Genomic DNA, 19,742 nt, shown 5'->3' with positions numbered 1-19,742 from the left:
ATGGAGGGGCTCACTCCAGCGTCACGAGCAATGTGTCGGCGTCGATGAAGTCGCCGGCACTGGCGCGCACCTCGGCCACCACGCCGTCGCGCGGAGCCTTCACCGCCAGTTCCATCTTCATCGCCTCCATCACGAGCAGCTCCTGTCCGGCTTTGACCGTGTCCCCCTGCTGTGCCTTGACCAGCACGACGCGCCCCGGCATCGGTGCGACGATCCTGCCGCCCGCCTCGATGCCTGCCGCCGCCACGCGACGGTAGACCGGCACCGTTTCCACCGTGGCCCGACGTTCCCCATCATGCAGCGTCAGGCGCGTGCCGTGGCGCTGGACGCGGAATCGCCGCGCCTCTCCCTGGATACGCAAACCAAGGAGGTCGCCGGTCAGCTTTGCGCCTTCCACCTCATACGTGGTGGTGGCCAGACGGATGCGGTAGGCACCGGCATGGCCATGACCGGAGGCTTCCCAGGTCTCCTCCTGATGCTGGAATGCCAGCGGCCGCGCACCGGCATGTCCCAGTCGCCAGCCATCGCCGACGGCCCATGGCGAACCGGGATCGCTGGAATGGCGGGCACCCTGTCGCGCATCCGCTTCCTGCTGGAGCAGCGCCGCGACGGCGATAGCGACCTGCTGCACGGCATCCAGCCCGACGGCGGGCATGAACTCGTCCAGATGGCGGTCCAGGTAGCCGGTGTCGATGCGACCTTCGACGATGGCGGGGTGGCGGACCAGTCGTTCCAGGAAGCCGATGTTCGATTTCGGTCCGACGATCCCGCACTCGGCCAGCGCGGCGCGCAGCCCTGCGAGGGCCTCGGTGCGGTCCGCGCCCCAGACGATCAGCTTGGCGATCATCGGGTCGTAGAAGATGGTCACCGTGTCGCCTTCGATCACGCCCGCGTCGAGGCGGACCTGCGCCGAGGGTGCCGGCAGGACCAGCCTTTCCAGGCGGCCCGAGCCAGGCAGGAAACCGGCCTCGGGATCCTCGGCATACAGGCGCACTTCGATGGCGTGCCCGTGTTGCGTGATGGCGTCCTGCGCGAGCGGCAAGGGTTCGCCGGCGGCGACACGCAACTGCCACTCCACCAGGTCCTGGCCGGTGACGAACTCGGTGACAGGATGTTCCACTTGCAGTCGCGTGTTGATCTCCATGAAGTAGAACTGGCCGTCGGGATCGACGATGAACTCGACGGTGCCGGCGTTGACGTAGTCGATGGCCTGTGCGGCCTGGACCGCCGCCTCGCCCATCGCATTTCGCAGCGACGGCGTCAGGAAAGGCGAGGGCGATTCCTCCAGCACTTTCTGGTACCGGCGTTGCGCCGAGCACTCGCGCTCGTTGAGGTGCAGGGTGCTTCCGTGCGTGTCGGCGAACACCTGGATCTCGATATGGCGCGGCGACTGCACGTAGCGTTCCAGCAGTACGCGGTCGCGGCCGAAGGCGTTGGTCGCTTCGCGCTGGCAGCTTTCGAGCTGGGCGATGAAATCCTCCAGCCGATGGACGATACGCATGCCCTTGCCACCGCCGCCGTGCGCGGCCTTGATCATCAGCGGGAAGCCGATGCGCGCCGCTTCGCGCGACAGGGTGTTCGGCGACTGGTCCTCACCGGTGTAGCCCGGCACCACCGGGACCCCGGCGGCGTCCATCAGGTCCTTCGCACCGGCCTTGCTGCCCATCTTGCGCATGGAGGCGCCGGAGGGACCGATGAACACGATGCCGGCGGCAGCGACGGCATCGGCGAAGTCGGCGTTTTCGGAGAGGAAGCCATAGCCGGGGTGGATGGCCTGCGCGCCGCTGCTCCTGGCCACCTCGATGATCGCATCACCCCGCAAGTAGCTCTCCTGGGGCCGCGGGCCGCCGATCGGGTAGGCCTCGTCGGCCTGGCGCACGTGCTGCGCATCGGCATCGGCTTCCGAGTACACGGCGACAGTGCGGATGCCCAGCCGGCGGCAGGTGCGGATGACGCGGCAGGCGATCTCGCCGCGGTTGGCGATCAGGATCTTGGAGAACATCAGGGTCGGGCATCCGGAGGAAGGTGGCAGACGGCTTCGATGTTGTTCCCGTCCGGGTCGATGACGAAAGCGCCGTAGTAGTTGGGGTGGTAGTGCAGCCGCAGGCCAGGAGCACCGTTGTCCCGTGCACCGGCGGCGAGGGCGGCCGCATGGAAGGCATCCACCTGGGCACGCGACTGGGCGGTGAAGGCGACATGCAGGCGACGCGATGACGTACCGCTGCCGTCGCCGCTGCCTACCCAGAAGTGGGGACGGCTGGGCGGGCCGAAGCCGCACCCCTCGTAGCTGCCAGTCATCTCGCGGGTCACCTCCATCACCACGCCATAGCCCAGTGGCGCCAGTACCTGTGAGTAGAACGCCCGGCTGCGGGCGTAGTCGCTGACATCGAATCCCACGTGGTCGATCACGTCGCTACTCCTTGTTGGCCCATGCGGGTGCGCGCTTGTCGAGGAAGGCCGACAGGCCTTCCTGGCCTTCGCTGGAAACGCGCAACTTCGCGATCAGGTCCGCATTGTCGGCATCCATCCGGCCACGGTCGGAAGAAGCGGCGACCCGTGCGACCAACTCCTTCGCACCTGCCGCAGCGTGTGGTCCCGCCTTCAGCAGCAGGGCGAGCTGTCGCGCCACGGCCTCGTCGAGCTGCGCCGCCGGCACCACCTGGTGCAGCAATCCGACCTGCAGCGCGGTGGACGCATCGAAGATCTCCGCCGTCGCAAACCATCGCCGCGCCTGCCGTGCACCGATGGCGGCGATGACATACGGCGAGATCACCGCCGGCAACAACCCCAGCTTGCTCTCGGTCAGGCCGAACTTCGCCTCGGGCACGCCGATGGCGATGTCGCAGCAGGCCACCAGGCCCACGCCGCCGCCGAAGGCCGCGCCATGCACGCGGGCAATCGTGGGTTTGGGGAGTTCGTCCAGCGTACGCATCAGGCGGGCGAGGGCGAGGGCATCCTCGCGGTTGGCCTCCTCGCTGGCGGTGGCCATGCCACGCATCCAGTTCAGGTCCGCGCCGGCGGAGAACGAGACGCCGCTGCCTTCCAGCACGACGGCGCGAATGTCGGATTCAGCGCCGACCTGTTCGAGCGTGGTGGTCAGCGCGGCGATCAGCCCGGCGTCGAACGCGTTGTGGAGGGTGGGGCGGTCCAGCCGGATGCGCGCCACGGCGCCTGCGCGTTCCAGTACGAGGGGATGTTCCTGCGGTGATGCCGCCATGCCTGCCGTTCCCTTCAAAGTCGCTGAATGATAGCGGCACAGTGCGTTGCGGCCTTCCTGCACTGCGGCGATGCTACAATGAGAATAGTTCGCATTTGAGAGCCTGGCGTGATCCTGACAGAACTGCCTTCGCGTACCCCCGCCATCGTGGACACAGTGGAAGACCACGGGCCGCAGGACAACATCGCACGCCGCCTGCGCGAGCTGGGCTTCGTCAACGGCGAGGAAGTCGAAGTGGTCGCGAAGGGGCCGCTGGGTGCGGAGCCTTTGCTGGTGCAGGTGGGTTTCACGCGCTTCGCGCTGCGCCGCTCCGAAGCGGCCCGTGTGCGATTGCGCAACGGAGCCGCATCATGAGTGCCGCCGAGGCATCGACGCTGCGGCTGGCGCTGGTCGGCAATCCGAATTGCGGCAAGACAGCGCTGTTCAACCAGTTGACCGGCAGCCGGCAGAAGGTCGCCAACTACGCCGGCGTCACCGTCGAGCGCAAGGAAGGCCGGCTGCATTCGTCGGCGTCCGGGCGCAGCTACGCGGTGCTGGATTTGCCGGGTGCCTACAGCCTGCACGCCGCCAGCCTGGACGAAGCGGTCACGCGCGATGTGTGTCGCGGCTTCTATCCGGGTGAGCCGGCACCGGATGTGCTGGTCTGCGTGGTGGATGCCACCAACCTGCGCCTGCACCTGCGCTTCGCGCTGGAAGTGCGCGAGCTGGGCAAGCCGATGATCTTGGCGGTCAACATGATGGATGCCGCGCAGCGTCGCGGCATCGCCATCGACCTGGCGGCGCTGGAGCGCGAACTCGGCGTGCCGGTGGTCGAAACCATCGCGGTGAAGCATGGCGGTGCGCGTGCGCTGGTCGAGCGCATCGATGCCGTCGCCGCACAGCCGCACGAGCCACGCACGCACTTGGCGGAAGGCGCCGATCTACATGCGGAAACACGTCGCCTGCTGTCGCTCGCGGTCGCCATGCCCACGCGGACGGCGAAGATCGACGATGCATTGGATCGCTGGTTGCTGCACCCAGTGTTCGGACTGCTGGCATTGATCGTGGTGATGTTCCTGATCTTCCAGGCGGTGTATGCCTGGGCGACGCCGATGATGGACATGATCGAAGCGGGCACGGGCTGGCTGGGCGGACAGGCGGGCGGCCTGCTTCCCGAAGGGCCGCTCAACAGCCTGCTGGTCGACGGCATCATCGGCGGTCTGGGTGGTGTGGTCGTGTTCCTGCCGCAGATCCTGATCCTGTTCGCCTTCATCCTGGCACTGGAAGAAAGCGGCTACCTGCCCCGCGCGGCGTTCCTGCTGGACCGCATGATGGCATCGGCCGGCCTGTCGGGCCGCTCCTTCATTCCGCTGCTGTCGAGCTTCGCCTGCGCCATCCCCGGCATCATGGCCACGCGCAGCATCCAGGACCCGCGCGACCGTTTGGCGACGATCCTGGTCGCACCGCTGATGACGTGTTCGGCGCGCCTGCCGGTGTACGCACTGCTGATCGGTGCATTCGTGCCGAACGAGAAGGTGGGCATCTTCAACCAGCAGGGCCTGGTGCTGTTCGGCCTGTACGCAGCAGGCATCCTCAGTGCGTTGCTGGTGTCATGGGTGATGAAGAAGTGGCGCCGCGACAAGGGCGAGCACGCGCTGTTGCTGGAACTGCCTTCCTACCGCATTCCGCACCCGCGCGACCTGCTCATCGGCCTGTACGAGCGTGCGATGATCTTCCTCAAGCGCGTCGGCGGCATCATCCTGGCGCTGACCATCCTGCTGTGGTTCCTGCTGAACTTCCCTGCACCGCCGGAAGGCGCAATGGGTCCCGCGATCGATTACAGCTTCGCCGGCCGCATCGGTCATGCGATGGCGGTGTTCTTCGCGCCACTGGGCTTCAACTGGCAGATATGCATCGCGTTGATTCCCGGCTTGGCCGCACGTGAAGTGGCAGTTGCCTCGCTGGCGACGATCTATGCCCTGTCGGCGGCCGACGATGACGCAGCCATCCAGGCGTTGACGCCCGTGATCAGCGACGGCTGGTCGCTCGCGACCGCACTGTCGCTGCTGGTGTGGTTCATCTACGCGCCGATGTGCATCTCGACCCTCGCCACGATCAAGCGCGAGACCAACTCGTGGAAGCAAATGGGCTTTGCCACGTTCTACCTGTTCGCGCTGGCCTACCTCGCCTCGCTGGTGACTTACCAGGTCGCCAAGGCACTGGGCGCGGGCTGAGCCATGGACGCGTCGCTCGCCCTGCAATACGCCATCATCGCCGTCGCGGTGGTGGTCAGCCTGTGGGTCGTCCTGAAGAAGCAGTTCCCGGGGCCACTGCGCAGGTTGCGAGGCGCGCTGGCGTTGCCGCTTTTGCGGCAGGGAAGCGTCGGCTGGCGGTATCGGCTGGGGCGCTGGATCGCGCCACCGCCCTCAGGCGCGGATGCGTCCTGTGGCGGCTGCAACAGTTGCGGGCCCGACAAGAAGGGATGAGCCTGCGCGTCAGTGACGCGTGCGCCGTCCCGCCACCTTGCCGGTGGCGGGATTGAGCTCCACCGACAGCACGAAGCTGCGCTGCTCGTGCGGCTGCATCGCACCGACACCGACGACCTGACGGGTGACTTCCTCCCCACGATCGTTACGGATCGACAGCACCACGCTGTACTCCCATGCCGCGCCTTCCGCAGGTGGCTGCAGCGTGCCCTCGATCCGCAGCGGTGTCAGCGCGGGTGCCGCCTGGGCACCCGCGCCGGGTTCGAAGCGCAAGTGATGCCGGCAGCCCGGACAGACCGCCGCGCTTTCCAGGATCGTCGCCTTGCAATGCGGGCAGGTGCGGGTGGCGCCGGCACTGCCTGGGCGGGGTTGGCTCATGCGGCGGCGCCGGGCTCCGTGCCGTTGTCCTTGCCCTTGCCGCCCTTGGCAGGCTCATCCCAGCCGAAGTCGGCCTGGCCGCGCATGCGGGACCCTGCGGCCACCGTGAGCGATCCTGACTTCACGTCGCCGATCAGTACGCCCGATGCCAGCAGTTCGACGCGTGCGGCGGACTCGATGTTGCCTTCCAGCTCGCCCGCGATGGTCACCTTCTTCGCCCGCACGCCACCATTGAGCTTGGCGCCGGTTTCGATGGTGAGGTCGCCCTGCACGTTCACGTCGCCCTTGAAGCGGCCTGCGATGCGAATGTGGCCGGTGCCTTCGATCTTGCCCTCGATGGTCAGGTCGGCGGCGATCAGCGATTCCTTCAGGGCCTCCTGGGGAGCGCTGCGTTCAACCGGACGCGTGCCCGGCGGTGCGGTGACGGCGGGCGAGAACTCCGCCGCCGTGGCGGTGTCGCGCACGGGAAGGGCGGTGGGTTCCGGCGGCAGGTTGCCGGGCTCTTTCTTCGCGGGGCCTTGGTCTTTCCAGATGGACATGCAGGGGATGCTCCGGGTGGCAGGGACTCCGGACTATCGCCGCCCGTCCGCGCGCGCGCTGTGACCTGCACAGCCGATTGGCGGCGTGGCGCATGCGGCGCGGGCGCGGTTCACCCTGGAGTCGGGCTTGTGCACGCGGCGCTCACAACAATGAAGATGGCGCGGGCCGGGCACGCACCTGGCACTACATCCGGAACACGCCGAACTTCGCCGGTTCGATCGGCGCGTTGAGCGAGGCCGAGATGCCCAGCCCCAGCACCCGGCGCGTGTCGGCGGGGTCGATGATGCCGTCATCCCAGAGGCGCGCAGTGGCGTACCACGGGCTGCCCTGCGATTCGTACTGCTCGCGGATCGGCGCCTTGAAGGCGTCCTCTTCGTCCGGGCTCCACGACTTGCCCGCAGCCTCGATGCCGTCGCGCTTGACCGTCGCCAGCACGCTCGCCGCCTGTTCGCCGCCCATCACGCTGATCCGCGCATTCGGCCACATCCACAGGAAGCGCGCGCCGTAGGCACGGCCGCACATGGCGTAGTTGCCGGCACCGAAGCTGCCGCCGATGACCACGGTGAACTTCGGCACGGACGAGCAGGCGACAGCCGTGACCATCTTCGCTCCGTCCTTCGCGATGCCGGCGTTCTCGTATTTGCGGCCGACCATGAAGCCCGTGATGTTCTGCAGGAACACCAGCGGGATGCCGCGCTGGTTGCACAACTCGATGAAGTGCGCGCCCTTCAGGGCACTTTCGCCGAACAGGATGCCGTTGTTGGCAATGATGCCCACCGGGTAACCGTGCAGGTGCGCGAAGCCGGTGACCAAGGTCTTGCCGTAGCGGGCCTTGAACTCGTCCAGCTCGCTGCCGTCGGTGATGCGAGCGATGACCTCGCGGATGTCGAACGGGCGGCGGGTGTCCTTGGGCACGATGCCGTACAACTCCTCGGCCGGATACAGCGGTTCGCGCGTGTCGCGCACCGCGACGGGCAAGGTCTTGCGGCGATTGAGATGCCCGATGATGCCGCGCGCGATCTCCAGCGCGTGGCGATCGTCCTCGGCGAAATGATCGGCCACGCCGGACACGCTGGTGTGCACGTCGGCGCCGCCAAGGGCTTCGGCATCGACCACTTCGCCGGTGGCTGCCTTCACCAGCGGCGGGCCACCGAGGAAGATCGTGCCCTGTTCCTTGACGATGACCGATTCGTCGCACATCGCCGGCACGTAGGCGCCGCCCGCAGTGCAACTGCCCATCACCACCGCGACCTGCGGGATGTTCTCGGCCGACAGGCGGGCCTGGTTGTAGAAGATGCGGCCGAAGTGCTCGCGGTCGGGGAATACTTCGTCCTGCAGGGGCAGGAAGGCGCCGCCGGAGTCCACCAGGTACACGCAGGGCAGGTGGTTCTCGCGCGCGATCTCCTGCGCGCGCAGGTGCTTCTTCACCGTCATCGGGAAGTAGGTGCCGCCCTTGACCGTGGCATCGTTGGCGACGATCACCACCTCGTTGCCCATCACGCGGCCGATGCCGCAGACCATGCCGGCGGCGGGTGCCGCGCCGTCGTACATCTCCTCGGCGGCCAGTGGCGCGATTTCGAGGAAGGGCGAGCCGGGGTCGAGCAGGGCGGTGATGCGATCCCGTGCCAGCAGCTTGCCGCGTTCGGTGTGCTTGTTGCGCGCTTTCTCGCCTCCCCCCTCGGCAGCGTGCGCCAGACGGCGGTCGAGTTCCTGCACCAGTACGCGGTGATACGCGTTGTTGGCGAGGAAATCGGGCGAGCGCGGATCGAGTTGCGAAGCGATGGCGGGCATGCGGCACGACGAAGCAGGAAAGGCGGCATCAGACCACAAAGCCCCGCACGCGCCAAACCGCACTGCAAAAAACGGCTGGGAGCGGTTTTCGACATCGCGTGTCGATGGCCCGAAGGGTGGCGGCCATGGATGGCCTGCCACAAAAAACGGCCGGGAGCCGTTTTTGACATCGCGTGTCGATGGCCCGAAGGGTGGCGGCCATGGATGGCCTGCCACAAAACAACAAGGCCCGCTTGCGCGGGCCTTGTCCGATTCGCGATGAGGCGAGTCGATTACTGCTTGGCTTCTTCAGCCTTGGCGTCGGCCTTGTCGGCGACTTCAGCAGCCTTGTCGGCCGTCGCCTGGGCGGCGTCGGACACGGCGCCAGCAGCAGCGGCGGTTGCGTCGGAAGCGGCAGCTTCGGTGGCGGCAGCGGCGTCCGAGGCAGCGGCGGTCGCGGCAGCAGCGGCGTCGGCGGTCGCGGCCGTCGCAGCGTCGCCAGCGGCGGCAGCGGCGTCGCCGGCAGCGGAAGCGGCGTCACCGGCAGCAGCGGCAGCCTGGTCGGCAGCAGCGGCGGCGTCGGCAGCAGCGGCGTCGGTGGTCTCGCTCTTCGTGCAGGCGCTCATGGCCAGGACGGCGGCGACCAGCAGGACGGTGCTCTTGATCTTCATTGTGGATCCCCAAATCGGTAGGTGTGGAAGGTGGCGCCGGGAGGGCGGGTCCGTTCGTCCACCGGTGGGGGGCGAACCGGGAAGCCAGGCCCGGATACAGAAAAAGCCGCCAGCGAACTGGCGGCTCTCTCAGTTTAACGCTAAATCAGTCAACCGCCAGCAGATTACTGCTTGGTGGCTTCCTTGGCAGCGTCGGTCGCGGCTTCGGCCGTGTCGGCAGCCTGGCCAGCGGCGTCGGCAGCAGCGTCAGCGGCTTCCGTCGTGGTGGCGGCAGCAGCGTCGGTCGCGGCGGTGGCAGCGGCGTCGGCGGCGGTGGCAGCGGCGTCGGCCGACTGCTGGGCGGCGTCGGCGGTCACTTCGCCAGCAGCAGCGGCGGCGTCAGCGGCAGCCTGGGCTTCGGTCGCGGTCGCAGCGGCGTCAGCAGCGGCGTCGGCAGCCTGTTCCTGGTTCGAGCACGCAGCCAGGGCGAAACCCAGAGCCAGCGCGATCAGAGCCTTGTTCATGGTCATCGTTGAATTTCCTCGTCGTTAGTTAGGCAACGCGCAATTGCGCGCCTGCAACATGATGACAAGCCCATTACGGCTGTCAAGCGGTTGGCCGGTTATCTTTGTCAATCCGTTGTTAAACCTTATGGGACGGGCGAAAACCGGCCGCTTCGCCCCCCGGACTGCGCAAAATATCAGACGAGTTCGATCGCGATCGCGGTGGCCTCGCCGCCGCCGATGCAGAGCGTGGCGATGCCGCGCTTGCCGCCGCGCTGGCGCAGGGCGTGCACCAGGGTCACCACCAGACGGGCGCCGGAGGCACCGATCGGATGGCCCAGCGCGCAGGCACCGCCGTTGACGTTGACCTTGGCGTGCGGGATGCCGAGCTCCTTGATCGGCGCCATGGCGACGACCGCGAAGGCTTCGTTGACCTCGAACAGGTCCACCTGCTCCACCGTCCAGCCGACCTGCTTGAGCAGCTTGTCGATGGCCGAGACGGGCGCGGTGGTGAACCACTCCGGTGCCTGCGAGTAGGTCGCATGGCCGACGATCTTCGCCAGCGGCTGGATGCCACGCTTCGCGGCTTCCTCGGCGCTGAGCAGCACGGTGGCGGCGGCGCCGTCGGAGATGCTGGACGAACTGGCGGCGGTGACGCTGCCGTCCTTCTTGAAGGCGGGTTTCAGGGTGGGGATCTTGGCGATGTCGGACTTGCCCGGCTGTTCGTCGGTGTTGACCTCGACCTCGCCCTTGCGGGTGGCGACCTTGACCGGAATGATCTCGTCGTTGAACGCACCGGAAGCCTGCGCGGCCTGGGCACGGGTCACCGACTCGATGGAATACGCATCCTGCTCCTCGCGGGTGAAACCGAACTTGGCGACGGTGGCCTCGGCGAACACGCCCATGGCCTGGCCGTCGTAGGGGTTGGTCAGGCCATCCCATGCCATGTGGTCCACCGCCTGGAAATTGCCGTAACGGTTGCCAGTGCGCGAGTTGGGGATCAGGTGCGGGGCGTTGCTCATGGATTCCATGCCGCCGGCGATGACCACCGTGGCCGAACCGGCCTTGATCAGGTCATGCCCCAGCATGATCGCCTTCATGCCCGAACCGCAGACCTTGTTGATGGTGGTGGCGCCGGCCGCATCCGGTATGCCGGCGGCTCGCGCGGCCTGGCGGGCAGGTGCCTGGCCCAGGTTGGCGGGCAGCACGCAGCCCATGATCACTTCGGACACGTCGGCACCCGGGACGCCCGACTGCTCCAGCGCGGCGGCGATGGCGGCGGCGCCCAGCGTGGGCGAGGGAACGCCATTGAACTGGCCGAGGAACGAACCGATGGCGGTGCGCTTGGCGGCGGCGATGACGATGTCGGACATGGAAGACTTCCCGCGTGGAGTGAGAGGCTGATTATCCCGCCCCGGCCCGACGGCGGGCAAATCGGCCGTTGGTACAGGGCAGCGGCCTGGTCCGGACCGGCGTATCCTCGAGGCGGGAGGGGGAGAAGACATGTCAGACGGACCCACGACGGAGCCGGCCGCGCGCGCCTTCATCGTGCCGTGCGCGGTGCTCGACCATGGGGCGCCGTGGCGCTGGCTGCGCGCCGGCTGGCGCGACATGCGCCGCGCGCCCGCCCTGTCGTTGTTGTTCGGCGGGGTGATCGTGCTGGTGAGCGCCGGCATTTCTTGGCTGGCGTTCGTGCTGGGCCGGTTCGCGCTCCTGGCGACGCTGCTGTCCGGATTCGTGTTCGTCGCACCATTGCTCTGCGTGGGCCTGTACTGCGTGAGCCGCGCGCTGGAACAGGGCCGCACGCCGCGCCTGCGCGATTCGTTCGTGCTCGCGCGGCGGGTGCTGGGCCAGGCGGGCGTGTTCGCGCTGGGGCAGGGCGTGATCATCCTGCTGTGGTCGCGCGCCGGGATGATGGTCAGCGCGTTCTTCCCGTTCGACGGCAGTGACCCGACCGCGTTCTGGGAATTCCTTGCGCTGGGGTCCGCTGTCGGCGCGGTGTTCGCCACGCTCACCTTCGCCGTTACCGCCTTCTCGTTGCCGATGATCGCCGACCGCGACGTGGACATGGTGACGGCGGCCGTTTCCAGCGTGCATGCGGTGATGCGCAACAAGCGCGTGATGCTGGTGTGGGGCCTGCTGCTGGTGGCGCTGACGGCGGTTGGCTTCGCCACGGCGCTGCTGGGGCTGGGTCTGCTGATGCCATGGCTTGCGTATGCCAGCTGGCATGCCTATCGGGAGACGCTGGATGCGTCTTCGTGGCCTGTCCTGGAGGAGGCAGGCCTGGCGTAGGGCGGGCTTGAGCCCGCCTTCGCGATGGACGCACGTACGGGACAGCGGGCCGGGGCCCGCCCTACGACGACCTCCAGATCATCCCCGACCGTCGAACAATTCCCGGCCTATCAACATGCGGCGGATTTCGTTGGTGCCGGCGCCGATGGCGTAGAGCTTGGCGTCGCGCAGCAGGCGGCCCGCAGGGTACTCGTTGATGTAGCCGTTGCCGCCCAGCGCCTGGATGGCTTCCAGCGTCACCTGCACGGCGGCTTCCGAGGCGTGCAGCAGGCAGCCTGCGGCCGCGGCACGCGATCCCTGGCCTTCGTCGAAACCGCGCGCCACCTGATAGGCGAATGCGCGGCTCGACTGCAGTGCGGTGTACATGTCGGCCAGCTTGCCCTGCATCAGGCCGAAGGTGCCGATGGCTGCGTCGAACTGCTTGCGCTCGCGCACGTAGGGCAGGGTGATGTCGAGCGCCGCCTGCATCAGGCCGATCGGACCGCCGCTCAGCACCAGGCGTTCGGTGTTGAGGCCGCTCATCAAGACGCGCACGCCCTGGTTCACCTCGCCCAGCACGTTCCCGGCGGGAATCTCGCAGTTCTCGAACACCAGTTCGCAGGTGTTGCTGCCGCGCATGCCCAGCTTGTCCAGCTTCTGCGCGGTGGAGAAGCCCTTCATGCCGCGCTCGACGATGAAGGCCGTCATGCACTTGCTGCCCGCATCCTTGCCGGCGGTGCGCATGTAGACCAGCAGCACATCGGCTTCCGGTCCGTTGGTGATCCACATCTTGTTGCCGTTGGCCACCCAGACGCCGTCACGGAGTTCGGCACGGCAGCTCATCGAGCCGACCACGTCCGAACCCGCCCCCGGCTCGCTCATCGCCAGCGCGCCCTTCCACTCGCCGCTGCACAGCTTCGGCAGGTACTTCGCGCGCTGGGCGGCGTTGCCGTTGAGGTAGAGGTTGGACACGCACAGGTTGGAGTGCGCGCCATAGCTCAGGCCGACCGAACCGGACGCGCGCGAGATCTCCTCCATCGCGACCAGATGGGCCAGGTAGCCCATGCCGCTGCCGCCGAATTCGGGATCCACGGTGATGCCCAGCAGGCCCAGTTCGCCCAGCTTGGGCCACAGGTCCTGCGGGAATGCGTTGTCGTGGTCGATCTGCGCCGCGCGCGGCGCGATCTCGGTCTGCGCGAACCGCTGCACGGCCTCGCGCAGCGCGTCCAATTCTTCGCCCAGCGGAAATCCGCTGACGGTATCCGGTCGCATTCGGTCCTCCCTCCTATTGCGGCCCATCCAGGTTGTATCTGCAACTTACCTCAATGCTCGCCGCGCAGGTGCCCCATGAAGCGTGGCGCGGTGCGGCCCAGCGGCAGCTTGAGCTTGCCGATGGCCGTCATGCGGGCCTCGGCGATGCGGTCGGCCGCATACTGCGGCGCGATGCCTTCCTTCTCTGACAGGTCGAAGATCTTGCCGACGGTGTGGTAGATCGTCCGCATCATGCGCATCGCGCGCTCGCGGTTGTAACCGTCGATTTCCAGCGACACGTTCATCACGCCGCCCGCGTTCACCGCGTAATCGGGCGCGTACAGGATGCCGCGCTTGGCCGCTTCCACGCCGGTCACGTGCGACATCTGGTTGTTCGCCGTGCCGCAGATCACCTTCGCCTTCAGGCGGGGCAGGGTCTGTTCGTTGATGGCGTACTCCAGCGCGCACGGGCTGAACACGTCCACCGGCAGGTCGTAGATCTCGTCCGGCTTCACCGCTTCCGCGCCGTACTCTTCAACCGCGTGTTCGACCAGCGCCGGATTGAGGTCGGTGACGAACAGCTTGGCGCCGCGTTCCTTCAGCAGCTTCACGTACTCCATGCCGATGTGGCCCAGGCCTTGCACGGCGAAGCTGTACTTGCCGATCTCCTCGTTGCCGAACTTGCGGTTCAGCGTGGCCATCAGGCCCTGCAGCGCACCGTAGGCGGTGAACGGGGCCGGGTCGCCGGAGCCGCCATGCACCTGGTGCACGCCCACCACGTATTCGGTCTCGCGGTAGACGTTCTCCATGTCGTTGACATCGGTCCCCACGTCCTCGGCGGTGATGTAGCGGCCGCCCAGCGAATCGACGTAACGCCCGAAGCTGCGGAACAGGACTTCGGTCTTGTCCTTGCTGCTGTCGCCGATGAGTACCGCCTTGCCGCCGCCCACGTTGAGGCCGGCCAGTGCGTTCTTGTAGGTCATCGTGCGGCTCAGGCGCAGCGCGTCGTTGAGCGCCAGCGCACTGTCGGCGTAGGGCCGCATGCGCACACCGCCCAGCGCCGGACCCAGCACGGTGCTGTGGATGGCGATGATGGCCTTCAGCCCGGCATCCGGGTTGTGGCAGAAGACGACCTGTTCGTGGCCGGAGGTATCAAGGGTTTCGAAGATCATGGGTGGGCTCCGGTGCGCGGGTGGGGACCGGCGCGGGCTTGCCTTCAGCGTGGCTAACGGGTTGTCAGAAAAGAAAAAAGCGACGTTTCCGGAACACGGCCGTGGTCGTCGCTGGCGGCCAGTTTAATCCAATCGGCCGCGGGCGATATGACAAGGGACCGGCGGCGGAGCGTGACGTCGGCCTATTGTGAGAATCGAACGACCGTGCTATTCCTGTTGTCATGACGCCCCAGGCCGCCACCCACAAAGGCAATGCCACCCGCGAGATGATCGTCGCGCGGGCCTACGACATCGCGGCCCGGAACGGGCTGGAAGGCCTGTCCATCGGCGAACTGGCCACCGCCGCCGGCATGTCGAAGAGCGGCGTGTTCGCGCATTTCGGGTCGCGCGAGGACCTGCAGCTGACCGTGCTGGAGTGGACTGCCGAGCGCTACGCGCGTGCCGTGATCGTGCCGGCGGTGGGCCTGCCACGCGGCCTGCCGCGCCTGCGCGCGATCATGGAGAACTGGTTCCGCTGGGTCTGCGACAACCCCGATGGCTGCGTGATCCTGGCCGCCGCCCATGAGTACGACGCCCGCCCGGGCCTGCTGCGCGACCGCATCGTCGACTGGCTGCTGCAGCTGCGCCAGCAACTGGTCAAGGCGATCGGCATGTGCATCGATACCGGCGAATTGTCGCCGAAGACCGATCCGGTCCTACTGGCATTCGAACTGTTCGCTGTCGCGCAGGGCCTGCATGACGCCCGGCTCTACGACGCCGAACAAGCTCCGTTGCTCGCCCGTCGTTCCCTGGACCGCCTGCTGGCGTCCTACGGCGCCCCCGCGCCGTCTCCCCCCACCGCCTGATTCCTGCCGAGGTGCCGTCATGGCTGCTGTCTCTGCCCCACGAAATAGCACGATCGTTCGCAAACCATGGGCACTGTCGCTGCTGAGCGCCCGCTTCGCGGTAGGCAGCTGGCTGGCTCCGCGCAGCACGCTGGCCCGGGCCTTCCAGCTGTTCTGCACGCCGATGCCCGGTGCCCGCACCCGTGCCCGCCAGAGCGAGACCGGCGGTGCACGTATCGGCGAACTGGCCTTCGGCCGCGAACGTCTGGCCACGTACACCTGGGGTGACCCGCAGCGCGAACCCACCGTGTTGCTGGTGCACGGCTGGTCCAGCTTCGGCCTGCGCTTCCTGCCGTGGGTGGAGCCGCTGCGCCGCGCCGGCTACGCGGTGGTCGCGTTCGACCAGCCGGCACATGGCCGCAGCAGTGGCCGGCGCGCGACCCTGCCGATGTTCGCCGAGGCGGCGGCGCGGGTGGCCGGACACACCGGGCCACTGGCGGCGGTCGTGGGGCATTCGCTCGGCGGCGCGGCAGCGGCGATCGCGATGGCGCGCGGAATGCAGGCCGAACGCGTGATCCTGCTGGCGCCCGCCGCCGATCCCTTCGATGCCGCGCGCCGTTTCGGCGGCATGGTGGGGCTGGCGCAGTTCCTCAGCCGGCGCCTGTTCGACGAGTACCAGGAACTGACCGCCCACGACGTGCGCGAACTGCACGCCCATGCCACCGCCCCGCGCATCGCGCGCCCGGGCCTGATCGTGCACGACCTGGAAGACACCGACGTGCCGTGGTGCGAAGGCGAACGCTATGCGCGCTACTGGCCGCAGGCCACGCTGCTCAGCACCACCGGGCTGGGCCACCACCGGGTGACCATCGCGCCGGAGACACTCGACGCCGCATTGCGCTTCCTGCGTGGCGAATCCGTCGGCCAGCGCGTGGTCTCCACGCGCGAGCTGCCGTTCGGGCTGTGCTGACACGCGCCACCGCACGCCACCGTAGGGTGTGCGTGCCGTGTCCACTGGTGTGCAATTGGTGAGGTCGTGACACGCGAACGGCTACAATCCCGCGTCTGTCCGCACCTGTAAGTGAGCACGCGTGAGCACACCCGCCAGCCAGTTTCCCGCAGCCCAGGCCGATGCCACGCCGCTGCGCTTCGTGACCGCCGCCAGCCTGTTCGACGGGCACGACGCCGCCATCAACATCATGCGGCGGCTGATCCAGGGCGAGGGCGCGGAAGTGGTCCACCTGGGCCACAACCGCAGCGTGGAAGACGTGGTGCGCGCGGCCTTGCAGGAAGACGCCGACGGCATCGCGCTGTCCAGCTACCAGGGCGGCCACGTCGAGTACTTCAAGTACATGGTCGACATGCTGAAGGAGCGCGGTGCCGGCCACGTGCGCGTGTTCGGCGGCGGCGGCGGCACCATCACGCCGGAGGAGATCGCCGAACTGCAGGCCTACGGCGTGGAGCGCATCTACCACCCCAACGACGGCATGAAGATGGGCCTGGTGGAGATGATCCAGGACGTGGTCAAGCGCGCCGAGGACGCGCGCCACCCGGTCAACGGCCAGCGCGAATGGAACGCCGCGGTCGCGCCCGCGCTCACCGACGAAGCCGGCATCGGCCGCATGCTCAGCACCATCGAGGATGGTGTGCTGTCCGAATCCGAACTGGAGAAGCTGCGCGCGCAATGGGCCAAGGGCCCGCATGCGCCGTTCCCCGCCCGCGCCACGCCCGTCATCGGCATCACCGGCACCGGCGGCGCCGGCAAATCGTCGGTCACCGACGAGCTGATGAACCGCTTCCTGTCGTGCTTCCCGCAGATGCACATCGCGGTGATCTCGGTCGATCCCACCCGCCGCCGCACCGGTGGCGCGCTGCTCGGCGACCGCATCCGCATGAACGCGCTGCGCAGCGAGCGCATCTACATGCGCTCCATGGCCACCCGCCGCCAACACGTGGCCACCAATGCGGTGCTGAAGGACTGCATCGCGTTCCTGAAGTCGCTCGGCTTCGACCTGGTCATCGTGGAAACCGCCGGCATCGGCCAGAGCGATTCGGAGATCGTCGACCTGGTCGACTTCCCCATGTACGTGATGACCAGCGACTACGGCGCGGCCAGCCAGTTGGAGAAGATCGACATGATCGACTTCGCCGAGCTGATCGTGCTGAACAAGTACGACAAGCGCGGCGCCGAGGACGCCCTGCGCGACGTGCGCAAGCAGTGGAAGCGCAACCGCGTGGCGTTCCAGACCCCGGACGCCGACGTGCCGGTGTATCCCACCATCGCCAGCCAGTTCAACGACCCCGGCGTCAGCTGGATGTTCGCCAACCTGTGCCGCCTGCTGCGCGACAAGCTGCAGCTGCCGGCGGAGAAGTGGACGCCGGACATCGACACCACGCTGAAAGAGCCGCGCGCCACCGTGCTGATCCCCGGCGCTCGCGTGCGCTACTTGGCCGAGATCGCCGAACAGGGCCGCGGCATCAACCGCCGCATCGAGACCGAAGCCGAAACCGCCAGCCGCGCGCAGCACTACTGGAATGCGCTGAAGGATCTGGACGATCCGGCGTTGCCGAAGGCGCTGGAGCTGTATGCCACCGACGCTCTTGTAGGAGGGGCTTCAGCCCCGACCTCCGCAGGCCATCCGGTCGGGGCTGAAGCCCCTCCTGCAGCGGACCGCTCCCTGCTGACCCTGCGCCAGCGCTACAACGACGCCATCCAGTCGCTGTCGTCCGAAGCCTTGAAGCTGCTGCGCGAATGGCCCGCACGCCACAAGGCGGTGACCGATCCGGTCAACGAATACGAAGTGCGCGGCAAGACCATCCGCATCGACAACTACACCACCTCGCTCAGTCACCAGCAGATCCCGAAGATTGCGCCGCCCAAGTACCGCGGCTGGGGCGAGCAGCTGACCTTCCTGCAGAAGGAAAACCTGCCCGGCAGCTATCCCTACACCGGTGGCGTGTACCCGTACCGCCGCACCGGCGAGGATCCCATCCGCATGTTCGCCGGTGAGGGCACGCCGGAGCGCACCAACCGCCGCTTCCACTATCTGAGCGTCGGCCAGCCGGCCGCGCGCCTGTCCACCGCCTTCGACAGCGTCACGCTGTACGGTGAGGACCCGGCGCCGCGCCCGGACATCTACGGCAAGATCGGCAACTCCGGCGTCAACATCCCCACGCTGGACGACATGAAGAAGCTGTACTCCGGCTTCGACCTGTGCGCGCCCACCACGTCGGTGTCGATGACCATCAACGGCCCGGCGCCCATCATCCTGGCGATGTTCATGAACACCGCCATCGACCAGCAGGTGGAGAAGTACCTGAAGGCCGACGACGCGCGCTGGGCCGAGGCGCAGCAGAAGATCGAGGCGTTCTTCGAAGGCCGCGTGCGTCCGCAGTACCACGGCGAGCTGCCGCCGACCAACAACGGGCTTGGCCTGGGCCTGCTGGGCATCACCGGCAACCAGCTGGTGGACGAAGACACCTACGCCCGCATCAAGGCCCAGACGCTGGCCACCGTGCGCGGCACCGTGCAGGCCGACATCCTCAAGGAAGACCAGGCGCAGAACACCTGCATCTTCAGCACCGAGTTCGCTCTGCGCATGATGGGCGACATCCAGCAGTACTTCGTCGACAACGCGGTGCGCAATTTCTACTCGGTGAGCATCAGCGGGTACCACATCGCCGAGGCCGGGGCGAACCCGATCAGCCAGCTCGCCTTCACCCTGTCCAACGGCTTCACCATCGTGGAGTACTACCTGGCGCGCGGCATGAAGATCGACGACTTCGCGCCCAACCTGTCGTTCTTCTTCAGCAACGGCATGGACCCGGAGTACACCGTCATCGGCCGTGTTGCCCGCCGCATCTGGGCCCGCGCGATGCGCGAGCGCTACGGCGCCAACGAGCGCAGCCAGATGATGAAGTACCACATCCAGACCTCCGGCCGGTCGCTGCACGCGCAGGAGATCCAGTTCAACGACATCCGCACCACGCTGCAGGCGTTGTACGCGCTGTTCGACAACTGCAACAGCCTGCACACGAATGCCTATGACGAGGCGATCACCACGCCGACGGAAGAGAGCGTGCGCCGCGCGGTGGCCATCCAGATGATCATCAACAAGGAGCTGGGGCTGAACTTCAACGAGAACCCCTGGCAGGGCAGTTTCGTCGTCGATGAGCTGACGGACATCGTGGAAGAGGCGGTCTACAAGGAGTTCGAGGCCATCAGCGAGCGCGGTGGCGTGCTCGGCGCCATGGACACCATGTACCAGCGCGGCAAGATCCAGGAAGAATCGCTGTACTACGAGCACAAGAAGCACGACGGCAGCCTGCCGCTGGTGGGCGTGAACACCTTCCTGCCGCGCGAGCACGGCGGCGAGATCGCCACCGAGATCGAGCTGATCCGTTCGACGGAAGAAGAGAAGGCCCAGCAGATCGCCAACGTGCGCGCCTGGCAGACCTCGCGCAACGCGCTGGCGCCGGAAGGCGAGACCGACCACAGCCACGCCGCGGCGATGGAAGAACACGCCGCGCCCGAGGTGCACGACGGCCACGGCCTGGCCTACCTGCAGCGCACCGCGCGCGAGCGCCGCAATGTGTTCGAGGCGCTGGTGGAAGCGGTGAAGACGCACAGCCTGGGCCAGATCAGTCACGCGCTGTATGACGTGGGTGGCGAGTACCGACGGAACATGTAATCCGCTCCAC

18 protein-coding genes are annotated in these 19,742 nt (G+C 67.5%); 7 read left to right on the top strand and 11 right to left on the bottom strand.

Annotated features, from left to right (window positions below; genetic code table 11):
- Positions 1-10: 10 nt before the first annotated feature.
- From AC3DET_RS01275 to AC3DET_RS01265, 3 genes are read right to left on the bottom strand one after another with little or no spacing between them, the layout of a single operon-like run.
- Positions 11-2,002 carry an ATP-binding protein gene (locus AC3DET_RS01275; protein ID WP_488390475.1) on the bottom strand — a complete coding sequence of 664 codons (1,992 nt, stop codon included), beginning with the start codon at positions 2,000-2,002 and terminating at the stop codon, positions 11-13.
- Positions 2,002-2,409, bottom strand: coding sequence for a VOC family protein (locus tag AC3DET_RS01270; RefSeq protein ID WP_446537252.1), 408 nt, complete (start codon positions 2,407-2,409; stop codon positions 2,002-2,004). The genes AC3DET_RS01275 and AC3DET_RS01270 overlap by 1 nt, the downstream gene beginning before the upstream one ends.
- A gap of 4 nt (positions 2,410-2,413) precedes the next feature.
- Positions 2,414-3,217 carry an enoyl-CoA hydratase-related protein gene (locus AC3DET_RS01265; protein WP_488390474.1) on the bottom strand — a complete coding sequence of 268 codons (804 nt, stop codon included), beginning with the start codon at positions 3,215-3,217 and terminating at the stop codon, positions 2,414-2,416.
- Between the two features lie 108 nt (positions 3,218-3,325).
- On the opposite strand from AC3DET_RS01265, the gene AC3DET_RS01260 reads away from it, so the two are divergent.
- Genes AC3DET_RS01260 through AC3DET_RS01250 form a run of 3 tightly spaced genes read left to right on the top strand, consistent with a single transcriptional unit; the run spans position 3,326 to position 5,682 of the window.
- Positions 3,326-3,571: a FeoA family protein gene (locus tag AC3DET_RS01260; protein WP_337729982.1), complete on the top strand. Its 246-nt coding sequence runs from the start codon at positions 3,326-3,328 to the stop codon at positions 3,569-3,571.
- Entirely contained in the window at positions 3,568-5,430 is a 1,863-nt protein-coding gene (feoB, locus tag AC3DET_RS01255; protein WP_488390473.1) for a ferrous iron transporter B, read from the top strand. The genes AC3DET_RS01260 and feoB overlap by 4 nt, the downstream gene beginning before the upstream one ends.
- A 3-nt stretch (positions 5,431-5,433) precedes the next feature.
- Positions 5,434-5,682, top strand: a complete 249-nt coding sequence (locus AC3DET_RS01250; protein ID WP_446537249.1) for a DUF6587 family protein — start codon at positions 5,434-5,436, stop codon at positions 5,680-5,682.
- Between the two features lie 9 nt (positions 5,683-5,691).
- On the opposite strand, the gene AC3DET_RS01245 is transcribed toward AC3DET_RS01250, so the two are convergent.
- From AC3DET_RS01245 to AC3DET_RS01220, 6 genes are all read right to left on the bottom strand, one after another.
- Complete coding sequence (locus tag AC3DET_RS01245) at positions 5,692-6,060, bottom strand: hypothetical protein (RefSeq protein WP_488390472.1); 369 nt, start codon at positions 6,058-6,060, stop codon at positions 5,692-5,694.
- Positions 6,057-6,599 carry a bactofilin family protein gene (locus AC3DET_RS01240; protein ID WP_488390471.1) on the bottom strand — a complete coding sequence of 181 codons (543 nt, stop codon included), beginning with the start codon at positions 6,597-6,599 and terminating at the stop codon, positions 6,057-6,059. The genes AC3DET_RS01245 and AC3DET_RS01240 overlap by 4 nt, the downstream gene beginning before the upstream one ends.
- Positions 6,600-6,783: 184 nt before the next feature.
- Positions 6,784-8,391, bottom strand: coding sequence for a carboxyl transferase domain-containing protein (locus AC3DET_RS01235; RefSeq protein WP_488390470.1), 1,608 nt, complete (start codon positions 8,389-8,391; stop codon positions 6,784-6,786).
- 272 nt (positions 8,392-8,663) lie between these two features.
- Positions 8,664-9,041, bottom strand: a complete 378-nt coding sequence (locus AC3DET_RS01230) for a hypothetical protein (RefSeq protein ID WP_142125236.1) — start codon at positions 9,039-9,041, stop codon at positions 8,664-8,666.
- Between the two features lie 164 nt (positions 9,042-9,205).
- Positions 9,206-9,550 carry a hypothetical protein gene (locus tag AC3DET_RS01225; RefSeq protein WP_142125237.1) on the bottom strand — a complete coding sequence of 115 codons (345 nt, stop codon included), beginning with the start codon at positions 9,548-9,550 and terminating at the stop codon, positions 9,206-9,208.
- Positions 9,551-9,720: 170 nt separating this feature from the next.
- Positions 9,721-10,896: a thiolase family protein gene (locus AC3DET_RS01220; RefSeq protein ID WP_337729975.1), complete on the bottom strand. Its 1,176-nt coding sequence runs from the start codon at positions 10,894-10,896 to the stop codon at positions 9,721-9,723.
- 130 nt (positions 10,897-11,026) lie between these two features.
- Between AC3DET_RS01220 and AC3DET_RS01215 the strand changes: the two genes are divergently transcribed.
- On the top strand, positions 11,027-11,815 hold the full coding sequence (locus AC3DET_RS01215) for a DUF2189 domain-containing protein (protein ID WP_337729974.1): 789 nt from the start codon (positions 11,027-11,029) through the stop codon (positions 11,813-11,815).
- Between the two features lie 78 nt (positions 11,816-11,893).
- Here the strand turns inward: AC3DET_RS01215 and AC3DET_RS01210 are convergent, their stop codons facing one another.
- Together AC3DET_RS01210 and AC3DET_RS01205 are read right to left on the bottom strand one after the other, a co-directional pair.
- Positions 11,894-13,066, bottom strand: a complete 1,173-nt coding sequence (locus tag AC3DET_RS01210; protein ID WP_337729973.1) for an isovaleryl-CoA dehydrogenase — start codon at positions 13,064-13,066, stop codon at positions 11,894-11,896.
- A gap of 50 nt (positions 13,067-13,116) precedes the next feature.
- The gene (locus AC3DET_RS01205) at positions 13,117-14,217 is read right to left on the bottom strand and encodes a Glu/Leu/Phe/Val dehydrogenase (RefSeq protein ID WP_192200966.1); all 1,101 of its coding nucleotides are present in this window, start codon (positions 14,215-14,217) and stop codon (positions 13,117-13,119) included.
- Between the two features lie 221 nt (positions 14,218-14,438).
- On the opposite strand from AC3DET_RS01205, the gene AC3DET_RS01200 reads away from it, so the two are divergent.
- The 3 genes from AC3DET_RS01200 (at position 14,439) to AC3DET_RS01190 (ending at position 19,732) form a co-directional block, all read left to right on the top strand.
- Positions 14,439-15,062 carry a TetR/AcrR family transcriptional regulator gene (locus AC3DET_RS01200; protein ID WP_337729972.1) on the top strand — a complete coding sequence of 208 codons (624 nt, stop codon included), beginning with the start codon at positions 14,439-14,441 and terminating at the stop codon, positions 15,060-15,062.
- Between the two features lie 19 nt (positions 15,063-15,081).
- Entirely contained in the window at positions 15,082-16,011 is a 930-nt protein-coding gene (locus AC3DET_RS01195) for an alpha/beta hydrolase (RefSeq protein ID WP_337729971.1), read from the top strand.
- Positions 16,012-16,132: 121 nt separating this feature from the next.
- Complete coding sequence (locus AC3DET_RS01190) at positions 16,133-19,732, top strand: methylmalonyl-CoA mutase family protein (RefSeq protein WP_488390469.1); 3,600 nt, start codon at positions 16,133-16,135, stop codon at positions 19,730-19,732.
- Positions 19,733-19,742: the final 10 nt, after the last annotated feature.

The organism is Pseudoxanthomonas sp. 97-1-1 (genome assembly GCF_057773125.1).
This window is presented reverse-complemented; position numbering and strand designations above follow the sequence as displayed.